We start from the raw sequence: 21000 nt of genomic DNA, 5'->3' as shown, positions 1-21000 counted from the left end.
TGTAAAAAATTCATCAATGGAACTTTTATTAAAAGCCGAAGCATATATTTTCAACCTGTTCAAAGATAAACTATCTTCTGAATATATTTATCATGATTATTTACATACTTTACGCGTTGTAACTGCGGTAAATGAACTGATAAATGGCGAACATATTTTAGAGCCAAATGCTACACATTTAAGGCTTGCAGCTTGGTTTCATGATGCGGGTTATATAAACGGTCCTGTAAATCATGAAGAAAGAAGTTGCGACATTTTCAAAGATTTTATTAAAGACAATGCTTTTGAAAATGTAGATATTGATCAGGTTTGCAGTTTGATTTTAGCAACAAAATGTTCTCATTTTCCAACAAATTTATTGGAGATGTGCATGAAGGATGCCGATTTTTATCATTTTACGTTAGATAATTATCAGGAATTGGGCGATTTATTGAAGCAAGAAATTGAGACTACTTGTACCAAACAACTCACAGATATTGACTGGTGTAAAGAAAACTTAACGGTTTTAACTAAAAATCAATACTACTTTACAGATTATGCCAAAGCGAACTGGCAACCTAAAAAGGAGAAAAATATTCTTAAGTTGCGTGAAAATTTAGAAAAATTAAAAGGCAATAAAAAAGGTAAAAATAAAGAAATAAAGGAGAAAAAGCTGGAAAAATTAGATCGCCCGGAAAGAGGAATCGATACACTTTTTCGTACAACTTTAAACAATCATACGCAATTAAGTGCTATTGCAGACAGTAAAGCCAATATTTTACTATCGGTAAACTCTATATTGATATCAATTTCATTAACAGCGATTATTCCGAAATTAGACAGTCCGCGTAATGCACATTTAATCATCCCAACATTTATTTTATTGATATTTAGTGTTATAACTATTGTTTATACCATTTTAGCAACCAAACCAAAAGTGAGTTCAAATACAGTTACTAAAAAGGAGATTGAACAAAGAAAAGTGAATCTTTTGTTTTTCGGGAACTTTCATCAATTACCATTAAACGATTTTAATGATGCCATGAACGATTTAATGAAAGACCGTGATTATTTGTATGATACCTTGATAAAAGATTTGTATTATTTAGGTTTGGTATTGAACAAAAAATACAGAATGTTGAGCGTTTCATACACGGTTTTTATGTACGGAATTATTATTTCGGTAGCCGCTTTTTGTATCGCTTTTATACGAATTTAGTCAGATAATTGATAAAATCTGTGTAAGAGAATATTTTAAAATTATCGATAGTAAAATCGGTATTAATGGTTATGCGCAACGCTTTTAAATCGGTAATATCCTGCAAATCTTCAACCGTTAAATATTCTGTTTCGCCAGTAAAATAATTCTGATCCTTTAAAAAATCGATATAATTTAAATAATCATTTTTATCGGTTTCATTCAAATAAACAATAGTCACTTTATTGGCTTGTACCAAACGTTCGTCGGTATTTTTAACCATTGCCTTCGCCAAACGTTTTTTCATCAATTCAAAACGGATATCGTCGTTACTTTCAACATCAAAACGCTTTTCATCCATTCTAAATTTAATCGAAATAGGTTCGTTATAAACTAAAATCAAGCTGGTTAAATCCATATCAAAACTTAAATTCGGTTTTAAATTTTGATGCATCATTACCACTTTACACATAACCTGCAGCTGCCATAAACGCAGATTATACAAATACATAGAATCGTAAATCTGGGTTGGTGTAATGCTGTTGCCTATAAACAAATTGTGTTCCACACCATCGCTTCTAAAACGTTCAAAATAATGCGGATACACGGTTTGTACCGCAATTTGTTCGGTATCTAAAACATCGGTCAACTGCTTGTTAACGGTTTGTATGGCTAAATCGTATTTTTTACGTTGATGCCAAAAACGTTGATGCTTTTCATCTAACTGCTCGTTGTATTTTTGAATAATTGTTTGATATGCTTCTTTCTCGCTTAATTGTTTAAACAACGGGTGAATGGTATCAATTATGTATCGATGGATCTGTGCTTCGGCTACAAACTGATGTACTTTTAACTGATTTTGAAAGAAAACAATTTCATTGATGCGCTGCTGAAACAACAAAGTTTCTTCTTTCGGTTTGATAAATTCCAGCACATTCAGAATTTCTTTTAACTGCCTGCGCAAATCAGTCAACATAGCTTTGTTTCTGAACTTTGTCGAAGACTGAATATCGGTTTCGCCATACAATGGAAAAATATTTTCGAATTCAATTTCCTTTAAAACCGTTTCGGTATTATGTGTTTTGGCAAAATAATAGTTTTTTGCCTGTTCTTCAAACTTCCAGTTAACGCTTGGGTGAAATGTGGTATATTCTCGCTGAATAATGGCATCCAGTTCGTTTTTTACATCAGTCTGATACTTTTCAAATGTATCATTAATAAGCGGCATCACATCGTTTAGCTTATTAGCGTTTACAGTGTGTAATTCAAAAGGAATTTCGCTTGTAATTTCTATGTATGCCTGAAAACCATCGGTTTTTTTTACAGGTGCCAATATAAAACTGCGTACATTTTTGGTTTGCAAAAAATCTAAATATGGTATCCATTCTTTGTTGCTGTAAAGTTCTAAAATATCGCTCACACAGTAATATTCTGTTGAATTATTCAATTGTTTTAAGAACTTTGTAGCAGCCGCTTTAATGCTTTTTGATTCGTTTTCGGGTACTTTAAACACGCTTTTAAAATCAAAAATAATTGGGAATTCAAAAAAATCTGTGGTAAGATCGTTAATAAAAAAAATTCCAAAATTAATAGTCTTTAGTTTAAAAATAGACCTGAATATTTCTTGTGCGTTTAAAACATCAATGGCATCTTGCTTATTTTTTAGCAGATTGGTTTTTATGTTGGTTAAAGTATTTTCAGTGGTAACATCGGTCAGCGTAATAATTCCAAAACCTTTCAAAATCCAGCTGTGTACTGGGAATTTTTCTTTCCAAACAGTAATATCGTTGTAACTGCGCTTTAGCAGTTTAATATCGTCTGACGTAATTTTTAATGATTTTTCGGTAGGAATCAATTCTGTAAAATCGGCATTAAACGTAATTCGATAGTGCTTTACGATGCCGTTTTTATCTGGAATATCATAAAATAAAGGTCGAGATACATCAATATTTTCGCCGTAACAACTATTTAAAATCAAACAGCAGCTAAAAATATAATATTGCTCATTATTAAAATCGCGAAAATTAATTTCGAACTCCTCTCCTGCTTCATTAATTATTTTTTGAAAGCGCTGCGTGAAATTAAAATTGAAATTTTGAAAAGGCAAACTCACCGCTTTTATCTCATTGTGCGTTAAAGCCGTAGGAAACAAATCTGCCAGCAAGTTATGAATCAAGGGTAAATTGTCGTAAATAAGTTTTTTAGAGGTAATGCCGTCATATAATTCAGGTACTTTAGCAACTTCTTCAAGTAATGATTGCGCATAAATGGCACGATAAGGTGTTTCGGTTTCTTTGGCGATTTCTTTCAAAGCATCAATAACCTTATGAAAAGAAATGACCGAATAAAACGGACTGTCGTTAAAATAATCGATACCTAAATTCAACTCAGCACTCATAAAAAAAGCTTTTTGCAAATGTACAATTTTGAGTGATTTGTTTATTTTGATAAACCAATAAAAATTCGTGATTTTATATCATTGAATCAAACCAATAAATTTAATTTATGAACAATGAAAAAGACGCTTTATAAGCGTCTTTTTTCTGTAAACTAGAACCTCTACGAGTAAGTTAATTATTTTGTAACAACCGTTCCTTTAAACGTTAATTGTTTAGCTGCATCATTATCGCTTGTAGTTACAGTCACACTTTTTGTAAATGCACCCGCACTTGCAGCGTTGTAAATTGCATTCACATATCCTGTTTTACCCGGTGCGATTGATTCTTTACTATAATCAGTTGCTGTACAACCACAAGATGCTTTTACATTTGTTATTAAAACTGGTTTTGAAGTAGCATTTGTGAATTCAAATTTAATGGTTTTTGGTGTTCCTTGTGGAATTTCACCAACATCAATTGTTTCAGATTTCCATGAAATAACTGCATCCGCAAAATTTTCTATGATGTTACTTACATTTAAAACTGAAGCTGAAGCTGGAATTACTACCAATGAAAGTGCAATTAAAGAAGTTTTTAAAATTTTCATAATAAATAATTTTTAAGATTAAACTAATTTTGATTTGTTATAAAACAAAAGTATGCTCTCTGAAATTTAAGTGTTGTTAACAGTTTTCAATCTTTTGTTAATGAGTTGTTAATCGTAAACAAACTCAACTGTTTTTAATTAATATTGTTTTAGGAAATCATTTTTACAGAAGAAATTTAATTGAAAATTAAAAAACTAAATATCATTATTGTTCTAGGATTAATTGCAACAATTGGGATTCTGATTGCGCAATTAATTTGGACTTACAAAGCATTTACACTAGAAGAAAAGAAATTTTCGCAGAAAATCCACATTGCCTTGCTTGAAGTCGCGCGAGAGTTGTATAAAAGTAACGGGCACGAATTTTTGGCAAAAGATTTAATTCAAAGAGTTTCAAATGACTATTATGTTGTAAATGTAAATGATAATATAGAGCCAAAAGTTTTAGAACATTACCTCAAAACTGAATTTTTAAAATTCAATATCATAACAGATTATGAATATGCAATTTACAATTGCGAGAGTGACGATATGATATACGGAAAATACATTTCGATTGATGATGATTTGGCTCCAAAGAAAACAATTGAATTCCCGAAATCAAATAATCTGGTTTATTATTTTGCAATTCGATTTCCACAGGAAACATCATATCTTATTAGCTCTTTGCAGTTTTGGTTTCTACTATCTTTTGCGTTGATTGTGATATTGTTGGTTTATGTTTATTCAATTTATACCATTATTCAACATAAAAAATATTCGGAGCTTCAGCGTGATTTTATCAACAATATGACACATGAATTTAAAACGCCGCTCTCATCTATCTTATTAGCTTCAAATTATTTGAGCAATCAGGATTCAATTAAAAATGATTCAAAACTAGAAACTTACACATCAATTATTACCACACAAGGAAAAAAACTCAATAATCACATTGAAAAAATCTTAAATATTGCCCGAAACGATGAATCGGCACTGGAAATTAGTCCAGTAAAAATTAAATTATTTCCATTTTTAAGTGAAATTGCAGAACCGCTGAAATTGAAACATGAAAATTTAAAAATTGAAATTGACGTAAATCCTGATGAAACAATTTTTGCAGATGAATTTCATTTCACTAATGTGATTCATAATTTATTGGATAATTCGATCAAATACAGCGAAGATAATCCTGAAATAAAAATTACTTCAATTAGGAACAACAAAGAATTAAAGTTAGATTTTACAGACAATGGAATTGGAATTCCGCAGAAAAATCTTGCCTTTATTTTTGATAAATTTTATCGGATTTCCAACAAAAAAAGTAATGAAGTGAACGGATTTGGTTTGGGGTTATTTTATGTAAAAAAGATAATTCAACAACATCACTGGAAAATTTCTGCCAGAAATAATTCCGATAAAGGTTTAACAATTTCAATAATTTTTCCAAATTCTTAAAAAATGAAATACAGAATTTTATATGCCGAAGATGACGAAACAATTGCATTTTTAACGCAGGACAGTTTACAACCAAATTATGAAGTGGTATATTGTGTTGACGGAAAATCGGCTTTGGAAATCTTTAAATCACAACCGTTTGATATTTGTTTGTTTGATATCATGATGCCGAAATTAGATGGATTTGAATTGGCACAAGAAATCCGAAATTTAAATTCTGAAATTCCCATCATTTTTATTTCAGCCAAAACACTTAAAGAAGATAGAATAAAAGGCTTGAAGATTGGCGCAGATGATTATTTGATAAAACCTTTCAGCATTGAAGAATTAATTTTGAAGATTGAAATTTTCTTAAAACGCACACAGAAAAATAATTCTGAAACGTATCTTCCTAAAGTCGGAAAATATATTTTTGATTCAAAAAATTACAGGCTTTCAAACGCATCAGAAATCATAACGCTCACCCAACGCGAATCAGAATTGCTTAAATATTTTATTGATCATAAAAATTCAGTCGTAAAACGTGAAGAAATACTAAAAGCGCTTTGGGGCGACGATGATTATTTTATGGGACGAAGTTTAGATGTTTTTATTTCAAGACTTCGTAAAATCTTTGCAGATGATGACTCTGTTTCCATTGAAAATCTACATGGAATTGGATTTAAATTTTATGAGAAGTGATATACAAAAGCCCTAATTTTTATAGGGCTTTTTTTATAACCAAAGAAAATAAACTAAAAAAATAGTTCACAAACTAAATAATTAGTTGTATAACTAAATTTTTAGTTTATATTTGTAATATTAATTTTGAATATGGAAAGGCTAACGAATAAAGAAGAAGAAATAATGCAGGTTATATGGCAACTAAAAAAAGTTTTTGTAAATGATATTTTAGACGAAATGCCCGAACCCAAGCCGCATTATAATACACTTTCGACCATTGTGCGCTTATTGGAAGAAAAAGGTTTTTTGGCACATAAAAGCTACGGGAAGTCCCATCAATATTATCCAACAATCAGTTTAGAAGATTATCGAGGTGTTTTTGTAAAAGATTCTATTAAAAAATATTTTGGCAATTCGGTTTCAAATCTGGTCAATTATTTTGTGAAGGAAGAAGAATTATCACAGACCGAAATTGACGAGCTGATAAAAATTATTGAAAACAATCAAAAAAAATAGTCTATGCATCCGTTTTTTGATTATATTTTAAAAGCGAATTTACTGCTGATCTTTTTCGGAGTTTTTTATCTGATCTTTCTAAAACGGGAAACATTTTATCAGTTAAACCGTTGGTATTTTATAGGATCGATCATTGTTTCGATTACTGCTCCGCTCATCACTTTTACAAAAACTGTTTTTGTTGATCCAGTTCCGGTTGAATTTTATGTAAATGATAGTGAAAATGTGATTATTAATGAAGTGGTTAAAGAACCGTCGTTTTTAGAAACCATCGATTTGCAACAAGTTGCAGTTTATCTGATTCTTTTTATAAGTATCCTATTAATAATTCGAAAAATATATGCGGTTACAAAACTGTATCGTTCCATAAAAAAGCTGCCGAGTTTAGGTGCATCAAACATCAAAATTACTGCAGATAACAAAACTGTTTACTCTTTTTATCAATGGATTGTTGTACCGGAGAACTTTTTTAAATGGCAAAATCATCAACTGATTTTAGACCACGAAAGCATCCACTTAAACCAAAAACATACATTTGATCTTATTTTAATTGAATTGGTTGCTGCGGTTTTCTGGTTCAATCCGTTGGTAAAAGTAATGCAGCGCTATAAACACTAATTTGGAATTTATCGTAGATCAAAAAATGGTTGAAACCAGCGAAAGTGTTTTATATCAAAAAAATCTTTTGCAGTTTCAAACGCAACACGCCATTCAATTTGTGAATTCATACAATGCAAGCGAAATTAAAAACCGCATTTTACAAATAAACTCTAAAAAATCAACCAATATGAAAAAACTTAAATTTTTATTAGCAACACCGGCTTTGGTAGCGTTTTTTGCCCTATTTCAAATTGAAACTGTTGCACAAGTTACAGAAACACTTGAAGTACAGGAAGTTTTTGAAAACGACGAAGTAGAAGATTCTTTTTATGTAATGATTCACAGTAAATACGATGACGAATATTACAAAAAAACTGTGAAAATGCTTCGTGAAAAATGTAATTTAGATGTTACTATTGATAATTTAAAGCGTAATAAAGATGGTGAATTAACATCTATTAAAATTTCTTGTAAAGATGATACTCAATATTTTTTGAATGAAAAAAAACAGTCTAGCAAACCGATTGAACCATTCCGTCTTTATGTTTATAAAAATAATACTGGCAAATATTATATTGAAACGGTTTCGAAAGAAAGTAATATCCAACAAAGAATTGTTGTGGGCAAATTTAATAAAAAGCAAGATGACAAAACTTTATCATTTACCACAGAAACGCTACAAACCGATAGAAAGGTTTTTGATGAAGTAGCAACGAAGTTTCCTATTGTAGTTGATGGCGAATTAATGTCTAAAAAAGATCTTAAAAAATTCGACAATACAACAATAAAATCCATGAATATAAATATTGATCATACTGGAAAAAAAGCAATTACCACACTAAATATTTCAACGAAAGAGTTGACTTCAGATAAAACACATTACACCTTTAAAAAAGCTACAGATACAGACAAGAAATACGATAAAAATAAAACAATATCCTTTACAACTATATCTATTAATGAAGATAATATTGAAGTTGATCATCCCGATAATGTAATTGAAACAGATAATGGAATGATTGTAACAGAAGAAGGAAATATTGTAGCTCATAATCCTACACGGGTATACTTACAGGGCAATGCTTCAAAAAACATTTTTTATATTGTTGATGGTAAAGAAAAAATTCTGGCGATTTCAGGGAAATTCACCCCAGTGATAGTGAACGTATTGATGTTTTAAAAGATAAAAAAGCAATTGAAAAATACGGAGATAAAGCAAAAAATGGAGTTCTGTTAATTACTACAAAAGCTAAAAAAGAAGTGTCGTTACAACAAAAAACGCAAGCCTTAAAAGCAAGAGAATTGGCAATGAAGCAAAGAAATGAGGCTATTGCCGAAAGAAATGAAGTTATACAAAATAGAAAAGAAAGAGAAAAAAGTCGTCAGCAATTTTTAAAGAAAAGAAACGAAATTTCAGAAAAAGCTCAACAACGCAGAAAAGAGTTAGAAGAACTAAGAGAAAAACTGTTAACTAAAAGAAAGGAGACCATCGTTGTTTCAAACAAAAAATCAGACCAAAAACTATTAAACGACGATTACAAAACTTTGAACGATATTTTCAAAGATGTTAATAAAACGGTTAAAGAAATCGAAGATGAAAACTTTAAAATTACATCGGTTAGAGTTTCTATAACTCGTGAAGATGGTACAAAAGTTGAATCAGCCGAAGTTTATTAAGACAAAAAATCCTCTCAAAAAAATGAGAGGATTTCTTGTGCGATTTACAACCTGTTATTTTTCTATTTCTTTTAAAGAATCCATTTTTTTGTTTGCAAGGAAACCTTTAATATCTTCGAAATGTTCTTTGACGCGTTTGTTTCCAAACTCGAAAACTTTTTCTGCCAATCCGTCTAAGAAATCACGATCGTGCGAAACGAGAATCAAAGTTCCATCAAAATCGCGTAAAGCATCTTTAATAATGTCTTTGGTTTTCATGTCTAAGTGGTTGGACGGCTCATCTAAAATCAACAGATTAACAGGTTCTAACAGCAATTTAATCATTGCCAAACGTGTTTTTTCGCCACCCGAAAGTACTTTTACCTTCTTGTGAATATCATCGCCTTGAAACATGAACGCCCCCAATATGTTTTTTATTTGTGTACGAACATCGCCAACTGCAATTCTGTCTATTGTTTCAAAAATAGTTGCATTTTCATCTAACAATGCGGCTTGGTTTTGTGCAAAATAGCCAATTTGAGCGTTATGACCAACTTCGACCGAACCACCATTAATCTCGATTTCTTTCATAATGGCTTTAATCATTGTTGATTTACCTTCACCATTTTTACCAACGAAAGCTACTTTTTGTCCGCGCTCGATTACCAAATTGGCATCTTTGAAAATTAGTTTATCACCGTACGACTTTTCAAGATCTTTCACGATTACCGGATATTGGCCTGAGCGAACCGATGGTGGAAACTTTAATTTTAAAGCAGAATTATCGATTTCATCTACTTCGATAGGAACAATTTTTTCTAACATACGCACGCGCGATTGCACTTGTTCGGTTTTAGAGAACGTTCCACGGAAACGATCGATAAATGCCTGATTGTCTGCAATGAATTTTTGTTGTTCTTCATAAGCTTTTTGTTGGTGAATGCGTCGTTCTTTTCGCAATTCCAAATAATGAGAATATTTTGCTTTGTAATCGTAAATACGTCCCATTGTTACTTCGATAGTTCTATTGGTAATATTGTCAACAAACGCTCTATCGTGTGAAATTACCATTACGGCTTTTGCCTGATTGATCAAGAAATCCTCAAGCCATTCAATACTGTCCATATCCAAGTGATTGGTTGGCTCATCTAACAAAATAAGATCTGGTTTTGTCAATAGGATTTTTGCCAATTCGATACGCATTCTCCATCCACCCGAAAATTCTTTGGTTGGGCGATTGAAATCTTCTCTTTCAAACCCAAGTCCTTTTAAAATCTTCTCTACTTCAGCTTCGTAATTCACTTCTTCGATCGAATAATATTTTTCAGATAATTCTGAAACTCTTTCGATCAATTTCATGTATTCGTCGCTTTCGTAATCTGTACGAACGGTTAATTGCTCGTTAATATCGTCGATTTCTTTCTTCATATTTAAAACCGACGAAAACGCTTTAGAAGTTTCTTCAAGAACCGTACAGTTGTCTTCGGTTAATAAATGTTGCGGAAGATAGGCAATAACGGCATCGCCCGGCGCCGAAATATTTCCGCGCGTTGGCTTGTTTGCACCCGCCACAATTTTAAGTAAGGTAGATTTTCCCGCACCATTTTTACCCATAAGGGCAATTTTATCGGTTTCATTAATGGCGAAAGTTACTTCGCTGAAAAGTGTTGTTCCGCCAAATTCTACGGCAATATCGTTTACTGTAATCATTTTTAAAAAAATAAGTTGTGCAAAGATAAAATAAGATGTGATAAAAAAAAGCTAACGGTTTGTTAGCTTTTAAATTATTGTATTATGAATTGTTTAAGTAATATTTTGACTTTGATTGTATTCTTCTAAAATAAAACATCTCAATTAAGCAAGTGGTTTGTATAATTTTCTATTTACTGTATATTACTTTAGCCGTTTCCCCATAGTAATTAGAGTTATACGTAATTGGATAATTATCAATATTATAGGTATACTGAAATATATATGGATCAGGACCTAATGATATTTCAATTGGATTATTATTGATAGTCAACGCGAGTACTTTATTAATATGGAATAAACTGTAAAAAAGTGACCATTGAGGCATCTTTACATTTTTAAAAATACCATTAGAAGTGTCATATTTCATTCCTTGAGTAGTTTTATCTATCTTAAAAGAAATCATATTTTTATTATTATCATATGAGTACTCTTCATTATAAGTGGTATTAAACCTAGAACTAGTATAAATGGTTTTTAAAGATATTCCTTGATTATCAGTGAATATTTGTCTGATATTGTATGAATAATCATCATCAATAGTCACATTTACTATATTATTTGAATAAGTAAAACTATGAGTTACAACTTTAAGATCATTAGCGGGTCCTATTGTTTGTTTCAATTCAGTCAAAACATCATTGCTGTATGTAAATTCAGTGATAATGTCTGTAGAACCCTTGCTTTCGAAAGTAACTTTATGAAAACGATCTGTAGAATCATATTCATAAATAAGTTTTCCGTAATTTAATTCTATTTCTATAGGCAAATTAGCTGTAGTAGTATTACAGCCTCCGCCGTTATTTCCTCCTCCATTATTACCACCCCCGTTGTTTCCTCCGCCGCCGTTATTACCGCCATTATTATTGCCTCCACCATTTGGCGTAACACTATCATCTCCTCCGCAACTTTGCAGACTCATAAGACTACTTGCTAAAAAAGCAACAAGTAAAAGTTTCTTCATTGGTTAAAGTTTAAAATCTCAATAAAATTACACTTTTTTAACAACTAAACAAACAAGTAGATATTAATTTACAAAACCTACTTTTTAATTTTTATTATTCTTTAAAGTAAACTGCAACAAAATATTTCATCCTAATAAAGCGGCAATGGTAGAGGATATTAAAATAGTATCTATAATTAACTATTAAAGAATATCAATCTTTAAAACACCGACCATTCTGGAACCTTTTTTAGAGTTTTATTATTTACTATAAGTTATATTTCCCTTTTGTCCATAATAAGTTGAATCGAAAGTAATTGGATAATTGTCGCTATTGTAAGTATATTGAAAAACATAAGGTTCCGGCACGTATGATATTTCTGTCAAGTTATTATAAATGCTAACAGGTAATGAAATGAGATTAACAGACATAGTTAATGTATAAAAAATAGCCCATTGCGGCATATTAACATTTTTAAAGATACCATTTGAATTATCATAAGTCATATCTTGTTTATAGCGAGGTGCAATAGATGATATAACATTTTTATTACTATCGTATAAATAACTTGTAATATAAGGAGGATTCAACGAAATTAAAGCTGTCTGAAGTGCCAAACCTTGATTGTCAATTGATATTTCAAAATCATCTTTACCATTAATATTAATTCTAACACTGTTATTTGAATAAGTAAATGTATGATATTCAGTTACCGGGTTTGATATTGTTCCAGAAGATTTTTTTATTTCTGATAAAACATCATTATCATATTTAAATTCAGTAATTGAAACATTAACATTATTTTTTTCGACAGTTATTTTACTGAATCTATCTTTAGAATCATACTCAATTGTAGTATCTCCATTTAAATCACCGTCAATAAAAATAGGCAAATTAGCTGTTGTAGTATTTCCGCCACCGCCGTTATTACCACCGCCGTTATTACCACCGCCGTTGTTACCGCCTCCGCCATTGTTACCGCCTCCGCCATTGATACCGCCGTTATTATTGCCACCTCCGTTTTGGGTAACACTATCATCTCCTCCACAACTTTGCAGAGTCATAAGACTACTTGCTAAAAAAGCAAGAAGTAAAAGTTTTTTCATTTGGTTATAATTTAAAATTTCGATAAAATTAACATTTTTTAACAAGTACACAAACAAGCAAACATTAATTTATCAAACCTTCTTTTCAATTTCACTATTCTTTAAAGTAAACTGCAACAAAATATATCCTAACAAAGCGGCAATTGTAGAAGATATTAAAATAGCGAGTTTTGATATTACGATATCTTCCTGATTTGAGAAAGCAAGATTTGTTATAAAAATCGACATAGTAAAACCAATACCACCTAAACAGGCTACCGCAAACAAATGTTTCCAGTTAACGGCATTTGGCAATTTGCACCAACCTAATGAAATTACAAAGAATGAAAATAAGGTAATACCTAAAGGTTTGCCTAAAATTAATCCGCCATAAATTCCTAATGCGTTGTTGTGCAGCAATCCGTTAATTGCAGTTGTATCAATCAAAACCGCGGTATTTGCCAAAGCAAACAATGGTAATATGATAAATGACACCGGTTTTGCCAAGCTATGTTCTAAATCTGTTGATAATGAAGATTGCGTTTTTACTTTACTAAACGGAATGGTAAATGCCAGTAAAACTCCGGCTATTGTTGCATGAACACCCGATTGTAGCATGAAATACCACGCAAAAGCGCCCAATATTAGATAAAGCCACAAATAATTTACATTGCGTTTTCCTAAAACAAAAAGTAAGGTTAAAATTCCTAATGAAATCAGCAGGTTAGTTCCATCAAAATTCGACGTATAAAAAAAGCCGATTACCAAAATTGCCATTAAATCATCGATCACTGCCAAAGCGGTTAAAAAAACTTTTAATCCTAACGGAACTCTACTTCCTAATAACGATAAAATTCCCAAAGCAAAAGCAATATCGGTAGCCATTGGAATTCCCCAACCATGCGCCGTTGATGTATCGTGATTAAAATACATATAGATTGCAGCCGGAACCAAAACCCCACCAATTGCAGCAAATACAGGCAGCAATGCCGCTTTTAAGTTTGATAATTCGCCTGTGTAAATTTCCTTTTTTAGCTCTAAACCAACAAACAGAAAAAAGATCGCCATTAAACCATCATTAATCCAAAATTCAATATTTCCCAAAGGTAACATGGTTGTCCAAAAGTGATGGTACGCATCACCAAACGTAGAATTCGCTACAATTAATGAAAAGATCGTACATAAAATCAGTAAAATTCCCGGAGCTTTTTCGTTTGATAAAATTCGTGATAAAGTCGATTTAGAATTCATGATTACAATTTTATGGTTGATGAAAAGCGAAATTACAGGAATTACAATTTTGAAACAAGAACAATCGTACAAATTGAACATTTTGCAATTTTATACCACACTTTTTAATTATCTTTGCTAATTAGATTGAACAATATATGGAATCGGTTTTAGAAGCAAACAAACCGGCTACTGGTAAACCAAAATGGTTACGTGTAAAATTACCAACCGGCAAAAAATATACAGAATTAAGAGGTTTAGTAGATAAATACAAACTTCACACAATTTGTACCTCTGGAAGCTGCCCAAACATGGGTGAATGCTGGGGCGAAGGTACGGCTACCTTTATGATTTTAGGAAACATCTGTACGCGTTCTTGCGGATTTTGCGGTGTAAAAACCGGACGCCCAGAAACGGTAGATTGGGATGAACCTGAAAAAGTTGCCCGTTCTATTAAGTTAATGAACATTAAACATGCGGTATTAACTTCTGTTGATCGTGACGATTTAAAAGACGGCGGTTCAATTATTTGGGCTGAAACTATTAAAGCGGTTCGCAGAATGAGTCCGGGAACTACCATGGAGACATTAATTCCTGATTTTCAAGGTATCGAAAGAAATATCGACCGAATTTTAGAAGTTGCTCCCGAAGTGATTTCGCATAATATGGAAACCGTTCGCAGATTAACACGCGAAGTGCGTATTCAGGCAAAATATGATCGTAGTTTAGAAGTTTTACGCTATTTAAAAGCAAACGGAGCTAAAAGAACGAAGTCAGGTATTATGCTTGGTTTGGGCGAAACCGAAGAAGAAGTTATACAAACCATGCACGATTTGCGAAATGTTGGTTTAGATGTTTTAACAATTGGTCAGTATTTACAACCAAGTAAAAAACATTTGCCTGTAAAGGAATTCATTACGCCAGATCAATTCAAAAAATATGAAGAAATAGGTTTAAATCTTGGTTTCCGCCACGTAGAAAGCGGTGCCTTGGTTAGATCTTCTTATAAAGCACAAAAACATATTTTATAATATCGGGTCGTTCTTAAGAACGACCTACTTGTTTTCTATAATAAATTATGAAAATAAAAATCGCTATTAACGGATTTGGTCGTATTGGTCGAAACCTTTTCCGTTTATTGATTAATCATCCGCAGATTGAAGTTGTTGCCATTAACGATTTAGCCGATACCGCAACAATGGCGCATTTGTTAAAGTACGATAGTGTGCATGGGAAATTATCTGAAAACGTATCGCATAATGAAGATCATTTGATAGTTAATGATACTAAAATTGCATTTCTGCACGAAAAAGATATTACAAAACTAAACTGGAAACCTTTTGATCTTGATTTTGTAATTGAAGCTACCGGAAAACACAAAACAGCAGAATTACTTCAAAATCATATAAAAAATGGAGCAAAAAGAGTAATTCTATCTGTTCCGCCAGATGATAACGAAATTAAAACTGTTGTCCTTGGTGTTAACGAATCTATTCTGAATGGTTCGGAATTAATTGTTTCTAACGCAAGCTGTACTACCAACAACGCAGCGCCAATGGTTAAAATAATCGATGAATTGTGCGGGCTAGACAAAGCTTTTATCACCACCGTTCATTCTTACACAACAGATCAAAGTCTGCACGATCAACCTCATAAAGATTTACGCAGAGCTCGTGGAGCAGCACAATCAATCATTCCTACTACAACCGGTGCAGCAAAAGCATTAACCAAAATCTTTCCGGAATTTGAAGGAAAAATCGGTGGCGGCGGCATTCGTGTTCCTGTTCCCGATGGATCGTTAACCGATATTACCTGTTATGTAAACCGCGATGTTTCGGTCGAAGAAATAAATCAAGCTTTTAAAAATGCAGCTGAAAATCAGTTAAAAGGAATCATTGAATATACAGAAGACCCAATTGTTTCTGTAGATGTTTTAGGCAATACTCATTCTTGTTTGTTTGACGCTCAACTGACAACTGTTTTAGGAAGAATGGTAAAAATTGTGGGCTGGTACGATAACGAAATTGGATATTCTTCCCGATTGATTGATTTGATTCAGTTTATACAAAATAATAAACAGAATTAATATATTTGCCAAAATTTATAACTTATACTCCATGAAAACATTAGACAAATTAACGACACGCAGCGGCAATCAATGTGAATTATGTGCAGCAACAGAGAATTTATCAATTTACGATGTTCCGCCAACAGCAAGTAATTTATCAGATCGAGAAATATTAGCTTGCGAAACCTGTTTAAATCAAATCGAAAAGAAAGAAGAATTAAATGCAAACCATTGGCAATGTTTGTCAACTTCTATGTGGAACGAAAATCTTCCGGTACAGGTTGTAAGCTGGCGAATGTTGAATCGTTTTAGAAACGAAAGCTGGGCTGCCGATTTATTGCATATGATGTATTTAGATGATGAAACGTTAGATTGGGCAAAACAAACCGGAGATCATGAAGGCGACGGAAGTATTGATTTACACAAAGACTGCAACGGAAATATTTTAATTGGTGGCGATACCGTTACTTTAATTAAAGATTTAGATGTGAAAGGATCTACTTTAAATGCAAAAATTGGTACTGCGGTAAGAAATATTCGTTTGGTTCATGATAACACCGAACAAATCGAAGGAAAAATTGATGGTCAGCAAATCGTAATTCTTACGAAATATGTAAAAAAACAGAGTTAACACAACTCAAAATTCAATATTTAAGGACGTTATTGTTAAAGTAGCGTCTTTTTTATTTCTTAACATTTTTTGGCACACACTTTGAAAATTGCTTACTAACAAAACAATTATCAATCTTTTTAAACAAACTTGTTATGAAAACGTTATTCACTTTAGCACTTTTAGCCATTACAACAATTGCAAGTGCACAGCCGGGACATCATAGAGGTCACCACAAACATAAAAAACACCACAAAAAACATTATACACACAAACATCACAGAGATGACGACCGCCATTACCGTCACAACCAAAGAAGAGTTGTAAGATACGATGACCGCAGAGATTACCATTATCATGTAGATCGTGAAATGAGCCGATATGATTTTTTAAGATTATCACGTGCACAAAGATCTCAATTACAGGTTTCGTTAAACTTTATGGTTGCCAACAATTACGGACCACGTGATTACGAACGCAGATTACGCCGAGATTTACGAACCATTTTAACACGCGATCAGTTTGGTTTGTGGGAACGTAGAGCCTACACCGGCGGCGGAAATACCTTTGTATTTAATTTCAACAGATAATTTCAATAAATCTAATCCAATAAATGAGAAAACCTCTGAATTGATGATTCAAAACGGAGGTTTTTCTGTATGTAATGATAATTCTTGACAATGTATCTACAGAAACTATCAGATTTTCGTCAGTTCGAGCTTGTCGAGAACTTATAATTTATAAAACTTCTCGATACGCATTGCTACTCGAAGTGCCGATGAAATTATCTTGTAAACAATAATTCGCGGTATTTAGTCAACGTCCATAATTCATTATCAACCATTAACTCTAATTTATCAGCGTGGTAACGAATTTCGTCAAAATATGGTTTCACGTTATCGCAATAAGCATGTGCCATTTTTTCAACAGAATTTAATGAATTTGCCTCTTTACGAGCATCCATCATTGCGTGTAATTTTGCGTTTAATTCGTTCACGTGCATAGACGTTTTCTTCAAAATCAAAATTTGTTCTGCTGCCAATTCCTCATAACTGTCGCCAAAAATATCTTTTAAACCTTTAATGTTTTCAATTAATAAATTTTGATACTTAAACGCTGTAGGAATAATGTGGTTACGAACGATATCACCCAATACACGACCTTCGATCTGAACTTTCTTGATGTAATCTTCCAATTCAATTTCGTAGCGCGATTCTACTTCGGTATGATTCATCACGTTTAATTCAGCAAATAAATCAAAAGCTTTTTTAGAAACTTTTGCCTTTAATGCAGCCGGAGTTGTTTTATGGTTCGATAATCCGCGACGTGCCGCTTCTTCTTCCCATTCTTTGCTGTATCCGTCGCCTTCAAACAAAATGTCTTTGGTTTCTTTGATGTATTCACGTAATACGTTGAAGATCGCTTCGTCTTTTTTCAATCCGTCTTTTTCAACCAAAGCTTCCACTTCTTTTCTAAAATCGATCAACTGTTTTGCAACAATCGAATTTAAAGTAGTCATTGAAGTAGCACAATTAGCTGTTGAGCCAACTGCACGGAATTCGAATTTATTTCCTGTAAACGCGAATGGAGATGTACGGTTACGATCAGTATTATCTAACAATACGTCTGGAATTTTACCAACAACGTTCAATTTTAAATCGGTTTTTTCTTCAGGCGATAATTTTCCTGTTGATACACCTTCTAATTCTTCCAACACTTTTGTCAATTGCTGACCAATGAAGATCGATATAATTGCAGGCGGTGCTTCGTTTGCTCCTAAACGGTGATCGTTTGATGCCGATGCGATAGATGCACGCAATAATTCTTCGTAGTTTGAAACTGCTTTAATGGTGTTTATAAAGAATGTTAAAAACTGTAAGTTGCTGTTTGGTGTTTTGCCTGGTGCCAATAAGTTTACGCCGGTATCGGTAGCTAACGACCAGTTGTTGTGTTTACCCGATCCGTTTACGCCTTTAAAAGGTTTTTCGTGGAATAACACTTTAAAGTGGTGACGCTCGCCAACTTTCTGCATTACATCCATTAATAATGAGTTGTGATCTACCGCTAAATTGGTTTCTTCGAAAATCGGAGCTAATTCAAACTGATTTGGAGCAACTTCGTTATGACGCGTTTTTACCGGAATTCCCAACAACATACATTCGTTTTCTAAATCGCGCATGTAGTTTAAAACTCTTGTAGGAATCGATCCAAAATAGTGATCTTCTAATTGCTGACCTTTAGCCGAAACGTGTCCTAACAATGTTCTACCGGTTTGTAAAATATCAGGGCGAGATGCTGCCAATGCATCATCAATTAAGAAATATTCTTGTTCCCAACCTAAAGTCGGAGTTACTTTTTTAACATTTTTGTCGAAGAATTTAGCAACTTCAGTCGCAGCTTCATCAATTGCAGACAAGGCTCTTAATAAAGGTGCTTTGTTATCTAATGCTTCACCTGTGTAGGATACAAATACGGTTGGAATACATAATGTTGTTCCAAAAATAAATGCAGGCGATGTAGGATCCCAGGCAGTATAACCACGAGCTTCGAATGTGTTTCTGATTCCTCCGTTTGGAAAAGACGATGCATCAGGCTCTTGCTGAACCAATTGCGAACCACCGAATTTCTCTACCGGATCTGAACCATCAAAAGAAGTTTCAAAAAAGGCATCATGTTTCTCTGCAGTAGTTCCTGTTAAAGGCTGAAACCAGTGTGTATAGTGTGTTACACCTTTAGTCATTGCCCATTCTTTCATACCTAAAGCGATATAATCTGCCATTTTACGATCAATTTTTATACCTTGATCCATTGCAGATCGTACTGCTTTGTATGCTTCTGGAGTTAAATGCTGGCGCATTGCTTTGTCATTGAAAACATTGCTTCCAAAAATTTCTGATTTTTTACCGATTTCAGAAACCGCTACCGGCGGACGGTTGCTTGCTGCTTTTAAAGCTTCGAAACGAAAAGTTGCCATATTTTTTTGTATTGTGTAGTTATACCATGCAAAATTAAATAAAAAATTGATTAAAAATAAAAACACCCCCTAAAATTTAGGGGGTGTTTTTAAAACATTTAATTATTTTTTTGTTTGTAGTATTTTTACAGGGGCATTCTCCAAACCTAATGCTGAAATTGTAGCATTATAATCACTGAAATTCATTTTTTGCTGAAAATTACCTGGTACTACAACCACTCTGAACGTTTGGCGATATACAAAGTCGTTATATTCTGCATTTGACAATTCTGCTACAGGGAAATTAGCCGAAAAATATACTTTTACATCGTAACGAGTAAAATCATAATCGTATTTTACCATATCGCTTCCTCCTAAATTATACGAAACCGGAACCAGCGTCCAAGAGTTTCCTTGCCATCTGTAAACTAACACATTATCACCGTCAAAAATTGGGGTAGTAAAGTTCCAAGTTGCAGAATAGGTATAAGCATCTTCTAATGTGCTTAAAGTTTCGTTTGGTAGTTCGAAAACCTGTGAATATCCTTCATAGTTTTCTTCATTATAATATTCTTCAATAGTACAGCTTTGTAATGCTGATATACCTATGAATGCTGTTAAAAGTAGTGCTATCTTTTTCATGATGTATTGTTGTTAAATGTTTAAAAATATCTTTTATATTAATCTTCATTTCATTAATCGTGCCAAAAAAACATCTTGCTCGATTTTTTTGTAAATTTGTTTGAAACTTTTGTAAAATTATGAAAAATATTTTCTTTAAAGGTCAGGTTTTATGGAGCATGATTGATGCAAACCGACATTTACGTCATTCTGCTTACAGCGATTTATGCACACAAGCTCGTAACAATCTAATGATTCATATAGGTTTATCGGTTAACGAATGTGCAAAATATGGTATTGCTCCTATTCTTTTTAAGGAAGAAACTATTTTTCACAGAGAAATTAAAATGGATGAAGAAATTTCTGTAGCTGTTGAAATGACTAAACATACCATTTCAAATAATCGCTTTTCGATCACTCATTTTGTTTATAAATCCGATGGAACCAAAAGCGCAACCGTAAATGTTGATGGTGCTTGGTTTGATTTACAAACCCGAAAGCTAACAACATTACCTGAAAATATTGTTAAGTTGGTCAACCAGATCCCTAAAAGCGAAAATTTTGTAGAGGAATAAAAAGAGGCTGTCTAAAAAGGTCTTTGGTATAATCCCCGACATGTTTTTTGTCGGGGATTTTTTTTATTGTCCTCAAATTTTGTTAACTTGAGGTTCCACCAATAAAGCTATGAAAGTACAGTTTAAATCCT

At 32.7% G+C, this 21000-nt stretch carries 20 protein-coding genes; 12 read left to right on the top strand and 8 right to left on the bottom strand.

Annotated features, from left to right (window positions below; translation table 11 throughout):
* The first annotated feature begins 16 nt into the window (after window positions 1-16).
* Window positions 17-1198: a Pycsar system effector family protein gene (locus BM253_RS03010; RefSeq protein ID WP_091518885.1), complete on the top strand. Its 1182-nt coding sequence runs from the start codon at window positions 17-19 to the stop codon at window positions 1196-1198.
* Here the strand turns inward: BM253_RS03010 and BM253_RS03005 are convergent.
* Together BM253_RS03005 and BM253_RS03000 are read right to left on the bottom strand one after the other, a co-directional pair.
* Window positions 1185-3575 (bottom strand): hypothetical protein, encoded by a 2391-nt coding sequence (locus tag BM253_RS03005; protein ID WP_091518882.1) that lies wholly within the window; start codon window positions 3573-3575, stop codon window positions 1185-1187. The genes BM253_RS03010 and BM253_RS03005 overlap by 14 nt on opposite strands.
* A gap of 176 nt (window positions 3576-3751) precedes the next feature.
* Window positions 3752-4162 (bottom strand): DUF1573 domain-containing protein, encoded by a 411-nt coding sequence (locus tag BM253_RS03000; protein ID WP_091518880.1) that lies wholly within the window; start codon window positions 4160-4162, stop codon window positions 3752-3754.
* A gap of 180 nt (window positions 4163-4342) precedes the next feature.
* Here BM253_RS03000 and BM253_RS02995 point away from each other — a divergent pair, with 180 nt between their 5' ends.
* The 6 genes from BM253_RS02995 (at window position 4343) to BM253_RS02965 (ending at window position 9055) form a co-directional block, all read left to right on the top strand.
* Window positions 4343-5599, top strand: a complete 1257-nt coding sequence (locus tag BM253_RS02995) for a sensor histidine kinase (RefSeq protein WP_091518877.1) — start codon at window positions 4343-4345, stop codon at window positions 5597-5599.
* Between the two features lie 3 nt (window positions 5600-5602).
* Complete coding sequence (locus tag BM253_RS02990) at window positions 5603-6280, top strand: response regulator transcription factor (RefSeq protein ID WP_091518875.1); 678 nt, start codon at window positions 5603-5605, stop codon at window positions 6278-6280.
* A 132-nt stretch (window positions 6281-6412) separates the two neighbouring features.
* Window positions 6413-6778, top strand: coding sequence for a BlaI/MecI/CopY family transcriptional regulator (locus tag BM253_RS02985; protein WP_091518870.1), 366 nt, complete (start codon window positions 6413-6415; stop codon window positions 6776-6778).
* Between the two features lie 3 nt (window positions 6779-6781).
* Entirely contained in the window at window positions 6782-7396 is a 615-nt protein-coding gene (locus BM253_RS02980; RefSeq protein ID WP_091518867.1) for a hypothetical protein, read from the top strand.
* Between the two features lie 169 nt (window positions 7397-7565).
* Window positions 7566-8558, top strand: coding sequence for a hypothetical protein (locus BM253_RS02975; RefSeq protein ID WP_143095571.1), 993 nt, complete (start codon window positions 7566-7568; stop codon window positions 8556-8558).
* An 80-nt stretch (window positions 8559-8638) separates the two neighbouring features.
* Window positions 8639-9055: a hypothetical protein gene (locus BM253_RS02965; protein WP_091518861.1), complete on the top strand. Its 417-nt coding sequence runs from the start codon at window positions 8639-8641 to the stop codon at window positions 9053-9055.
* 54 nt (window positions 9056-9109) lie between these two features.
* Here the strand turns inward: BM253_RS02965 and BM253_RS02960 are convergent, their stop codons facing one another.
* The 4 genes from BM253_RS02960 to nhaA form a co-directional block, all read right to left on the bottom strand.
* Window positions 9110-10744, bottom strand: coding sequence for an ABC-F family ATP-binding cassette domain-containing protein (locus BM253_RS02960; RefSeq protein ID WP_091518858.1), 1635 nt, complete (start codon window positions 10742-10744; stop codon window positions 9110-9112).
* 169 nt (window positions 10745-10913) lie between these two features.
* A complete protein-coding gene (locus tag BM253_RS02955) occupies window positions 10914-11747 on the bottom strand; it encodes a hypothetical protein (RefSeq protein WP_091518855.1) in 834 nt (277 codons plus the stop codon).
* A gap of 240 nt (window positions 11748-11987) precedes the next feature.
* A complete protein-coding gene (locus BM253_RS02950) occupies window positions 11988-12833 on the bottom strand; it encodes a hypothetical protein (protein WP_143095570.1) in 846 nt (281 codons plus the stop codon).
* A 72-nt stretch (window positions 12834-12905) separates the two neighbouring features.
* The gene (nhaA, locus tag BM253_RS02945; RefSeq protein ID WP_091518846.1) at window positions 12906-14063 is read right to left on the bottom strand and encodes a Na+/H+ antiporter NhaA; all 1158 of its coding nucleotides are present in this window, start codon (window positions 14061-14063) and stop codon (window positions 12906-12908) included.
* Between the two features lie 137 nt (window positions 14064-14200).
* Between nhaA and lipA the strand changes: the two genes are divergently transcribed.
* The 4 genes from lipA (at window position 14201) to BM253_RS02925 (ending at window position 17310) form a co-directional block, all read left to right on the top strand.
* Window positions 14201-15073: a lipoyl synthase gene (gene lipA / locus BM253_RS02940; RefSeq protein WP_091518843.1), complete on the top strand. Its 873-nt coding sequence runs from the start codon at window positions 14201-14203 to the stop codon at window positions 15071-15073.
* 47 nt (window positions 15074-15120) lie between these two features.
* Window positions 15121-16128, top strand: coding sequence for a type I glyceraldehyde-3-phosphate dehydrogenase (gene gap, locus BM253_RS02935; RefSeq protein ID WP_177205707.1), 1008 nt, complete (start codon window positions 15121-15123; stop codon window positions 16126-16128).
* A gap of 31 nt (window positions 16129-16159) precedes the next feature.
* On the top strand, window positions 16160-16741 hold the full coding sequence (locus tag BM253_RS02930; RefSeq protein WP_091518836.1) for a PhnA domain-containing protein: 582 nt from the start codon (window positions 16160-16162) through the stop codon (window positions 16739-16741).
* A gap of 134 nt (window positions 16742-16875) precedes the next feature.
* Entirely contained in the window at window positions 16876-17310 is a 435-nt protein-coding gene (locus BM253_RS02925; protein ID WP_091518832.1) for a hypothetical protein, read from the top strand.
* Window positions 17311-17504: 194 nt separating this feature from the next.
* On the opposite strand, the gene BM253_RS02920 is transcribed toward BM253_RS02925, so the two are convergent.
* Window positions 17505-19694 carry a glutamine synthetase III family protein gene (locus tag BM253_RS02920; protein WP_091518829.1) on the bottom strand — a complete coding sequence of 730 codons (2190 nt, stop codon included), beginning with the start codon at window positions 19692-19694 and terminating at the stop codon, window positions 17505-17507.
* A gap of 102 nt (window positions 19695-19796) precedes the next feature.
* Window positions 19797-20315: a hypothetical protein gene (locus tag BM253_RS02915; protein ID WP_091518825.1), complete on the bottom strand. Its 519-nt coding sequence runs from the start codon at window positions 20313-20315 to the stop codon at window positions 19797-19799.
* Between the two features lie 119 nt (window positions 20316-20434).
* On the opposite strand from BM253_RS02915, the gene BM253_RS02910 reads away from it, so the two are divergent.
* Window positions 20435-20869 (top strand): acyl-CoA thioesterase, encoded by a 435-nt coding sequence (locus BM253_RS02910; RefSeq protein WP_091518822.1) that lies wholly within the window; start codon window positions 20435-20437, stop codon window positions 20867-20869.
* The last annotated feature ends 131 nt before the right edge of the window (window positions 20870-21000 follow it).

It is taken from the genome of Paenimyroides ummariense (assembly GCF_900115115.1).
Classification (GTDB): Bacteria; Bacteroidota; Bacteroidia; order Flavobacteriales; family Flavobacteriaceae; genus Flavobacterium; species Flavobacterium ummariense.
This window is presented reverse-complemented; position numbering and strand designations above follow the sequence as displayed.

What these genes read in the sequence shown, in the direction of transcription:
- BM253_RS02915 (WP_091518825.1), bottom strand. Translation starts at nt 20,315, where the DNA reads ATGAAAAAGATAGCACTACTTTTAACAGCATTCATAGGTATATCAGCA.
- BM253_RS02925 (WP_091518832.1), top strand. Translation starts at nt 16,876, where the DNA reads ATGAAAACGTTATTCACTTTAGCACTTTTAGCCATTACAACAATTGCA.
- gap (WP_177205707.1), top strand. Translation starts at nt 15,121, where the DNA reads ATGAAAATAAAAATCGCTATTAACGGATTTGGTCGTATTGGTCGAAAC.
- BM253_RS02910 (WP_091518822.1), top strand. Translation starts at nt 20,435, where the DNA reads ATGAAAAATATTTTCTTTAAAGGTCAGGTTTTATGGAGCATGATTGAT.
- BM253_RS03000 (WP_091518880.1), bottom strand. Translation starts at nt 4,162, where the DNA reads ATGAAAATTTTAAAAACTTCTTTAATTGCACTTTCATTGGTAGTAATT.
- BM253_RS02980 (WP_091518867.1), top strand. Translation starts at nt 6,782, where the DNA reads ATGCATCCGTTTTTTGATTATATTTTAAAAGCGAATTTACTGCTGATC.
- BM253_RS02990 (WP_091518875.1), top strand. Translation starts at nt 5,603, where the DNA reads ATGAAATACAGAATTTTATATGCCGAAGATGACGAAACAATTGCATTT.
- BM253_RS03010 (WP_091518885.1), top strand. Translation starts at nt 17, where the DNA reads ATGGAACTTTTATTAAAAGCCGAAGCATATATTTTCAACCTGTTCAAA.
- BM253_RS02930 (WP_091518836.1), top strand. Translation starts at nt 16,160, where the DNA reads ATGAAAACATTAGACAAATTAACGACACGCAGCGGCAATCAATGTGAA.
- BM253_RS02920 (WP_091518829.1), bottom strand. Translation starts at nt 19,694, where the DNA reads ATGGCAACTTTTCGTTTCGAAGCTTTAAAAGCAGCAAGCAACCGTCCG.
- BM253_RS02975 (WP_143095571.1), top strand. Translation starts at nt 7,566, where the DNA reads ATGAAAAAACTTAAATTTTTATTAGCAACACCGGCTTTGGTAGCGTTT.
- BM253_RS02950 (WP_143095570.1), bottom strand. Translation starts at nt 12,833, where the DNA reads ATGAAAAAACTTTTACTTCTTGCTTTTTTAGCAAGTAGTCTTATGACT.
- BM253_RS02960 (WP_091518858.1), bottom strand. Translation starts at nt 10,744, where the DNA reads ATGATTACAGTAAACGATATTGCCGTAGAATTTGGCGGAACAACACTT.
- BM253_RS02955 (WP_091518855.1), bottom strand. Translation starts at nt 11,747, where the DNA reads ATGAAGAAACTTTTACTTGTTGCTTTTTTAGCAAGTAGTCTTATGAGT.
- BM253_RS02985 (WP_091518870.1), top strand. Translation starts at nt 6,413, where the DNA reads ATGGAAAGGCTAACGAATAAAGAAGAAGAAATAATGCAGGTTATATGG.
- BM253_RS03005 (WP_091518882.1), bottom strand. Translation starts at nt 3,575, where the DNA reads ATGAGTGCTGAGTTGAATTTAGGTATCGATTATTTTAACGACAGTCCG.
- lipA (WP_091518843.1), top strand. Translation starts at nt 14,201, where the DNA reads ATGGAATCGGTTTTAGAAGCAAACAAACCGGCTACTGGTAAACCAAAA.
- nhaA (WP_091518846.1), bottom strand. Translation starts at nt 14,063, where the DNA reads ATGAATTCTAAATCGACTTTATCACGAATTTTATCAAACGAAAAAGCT.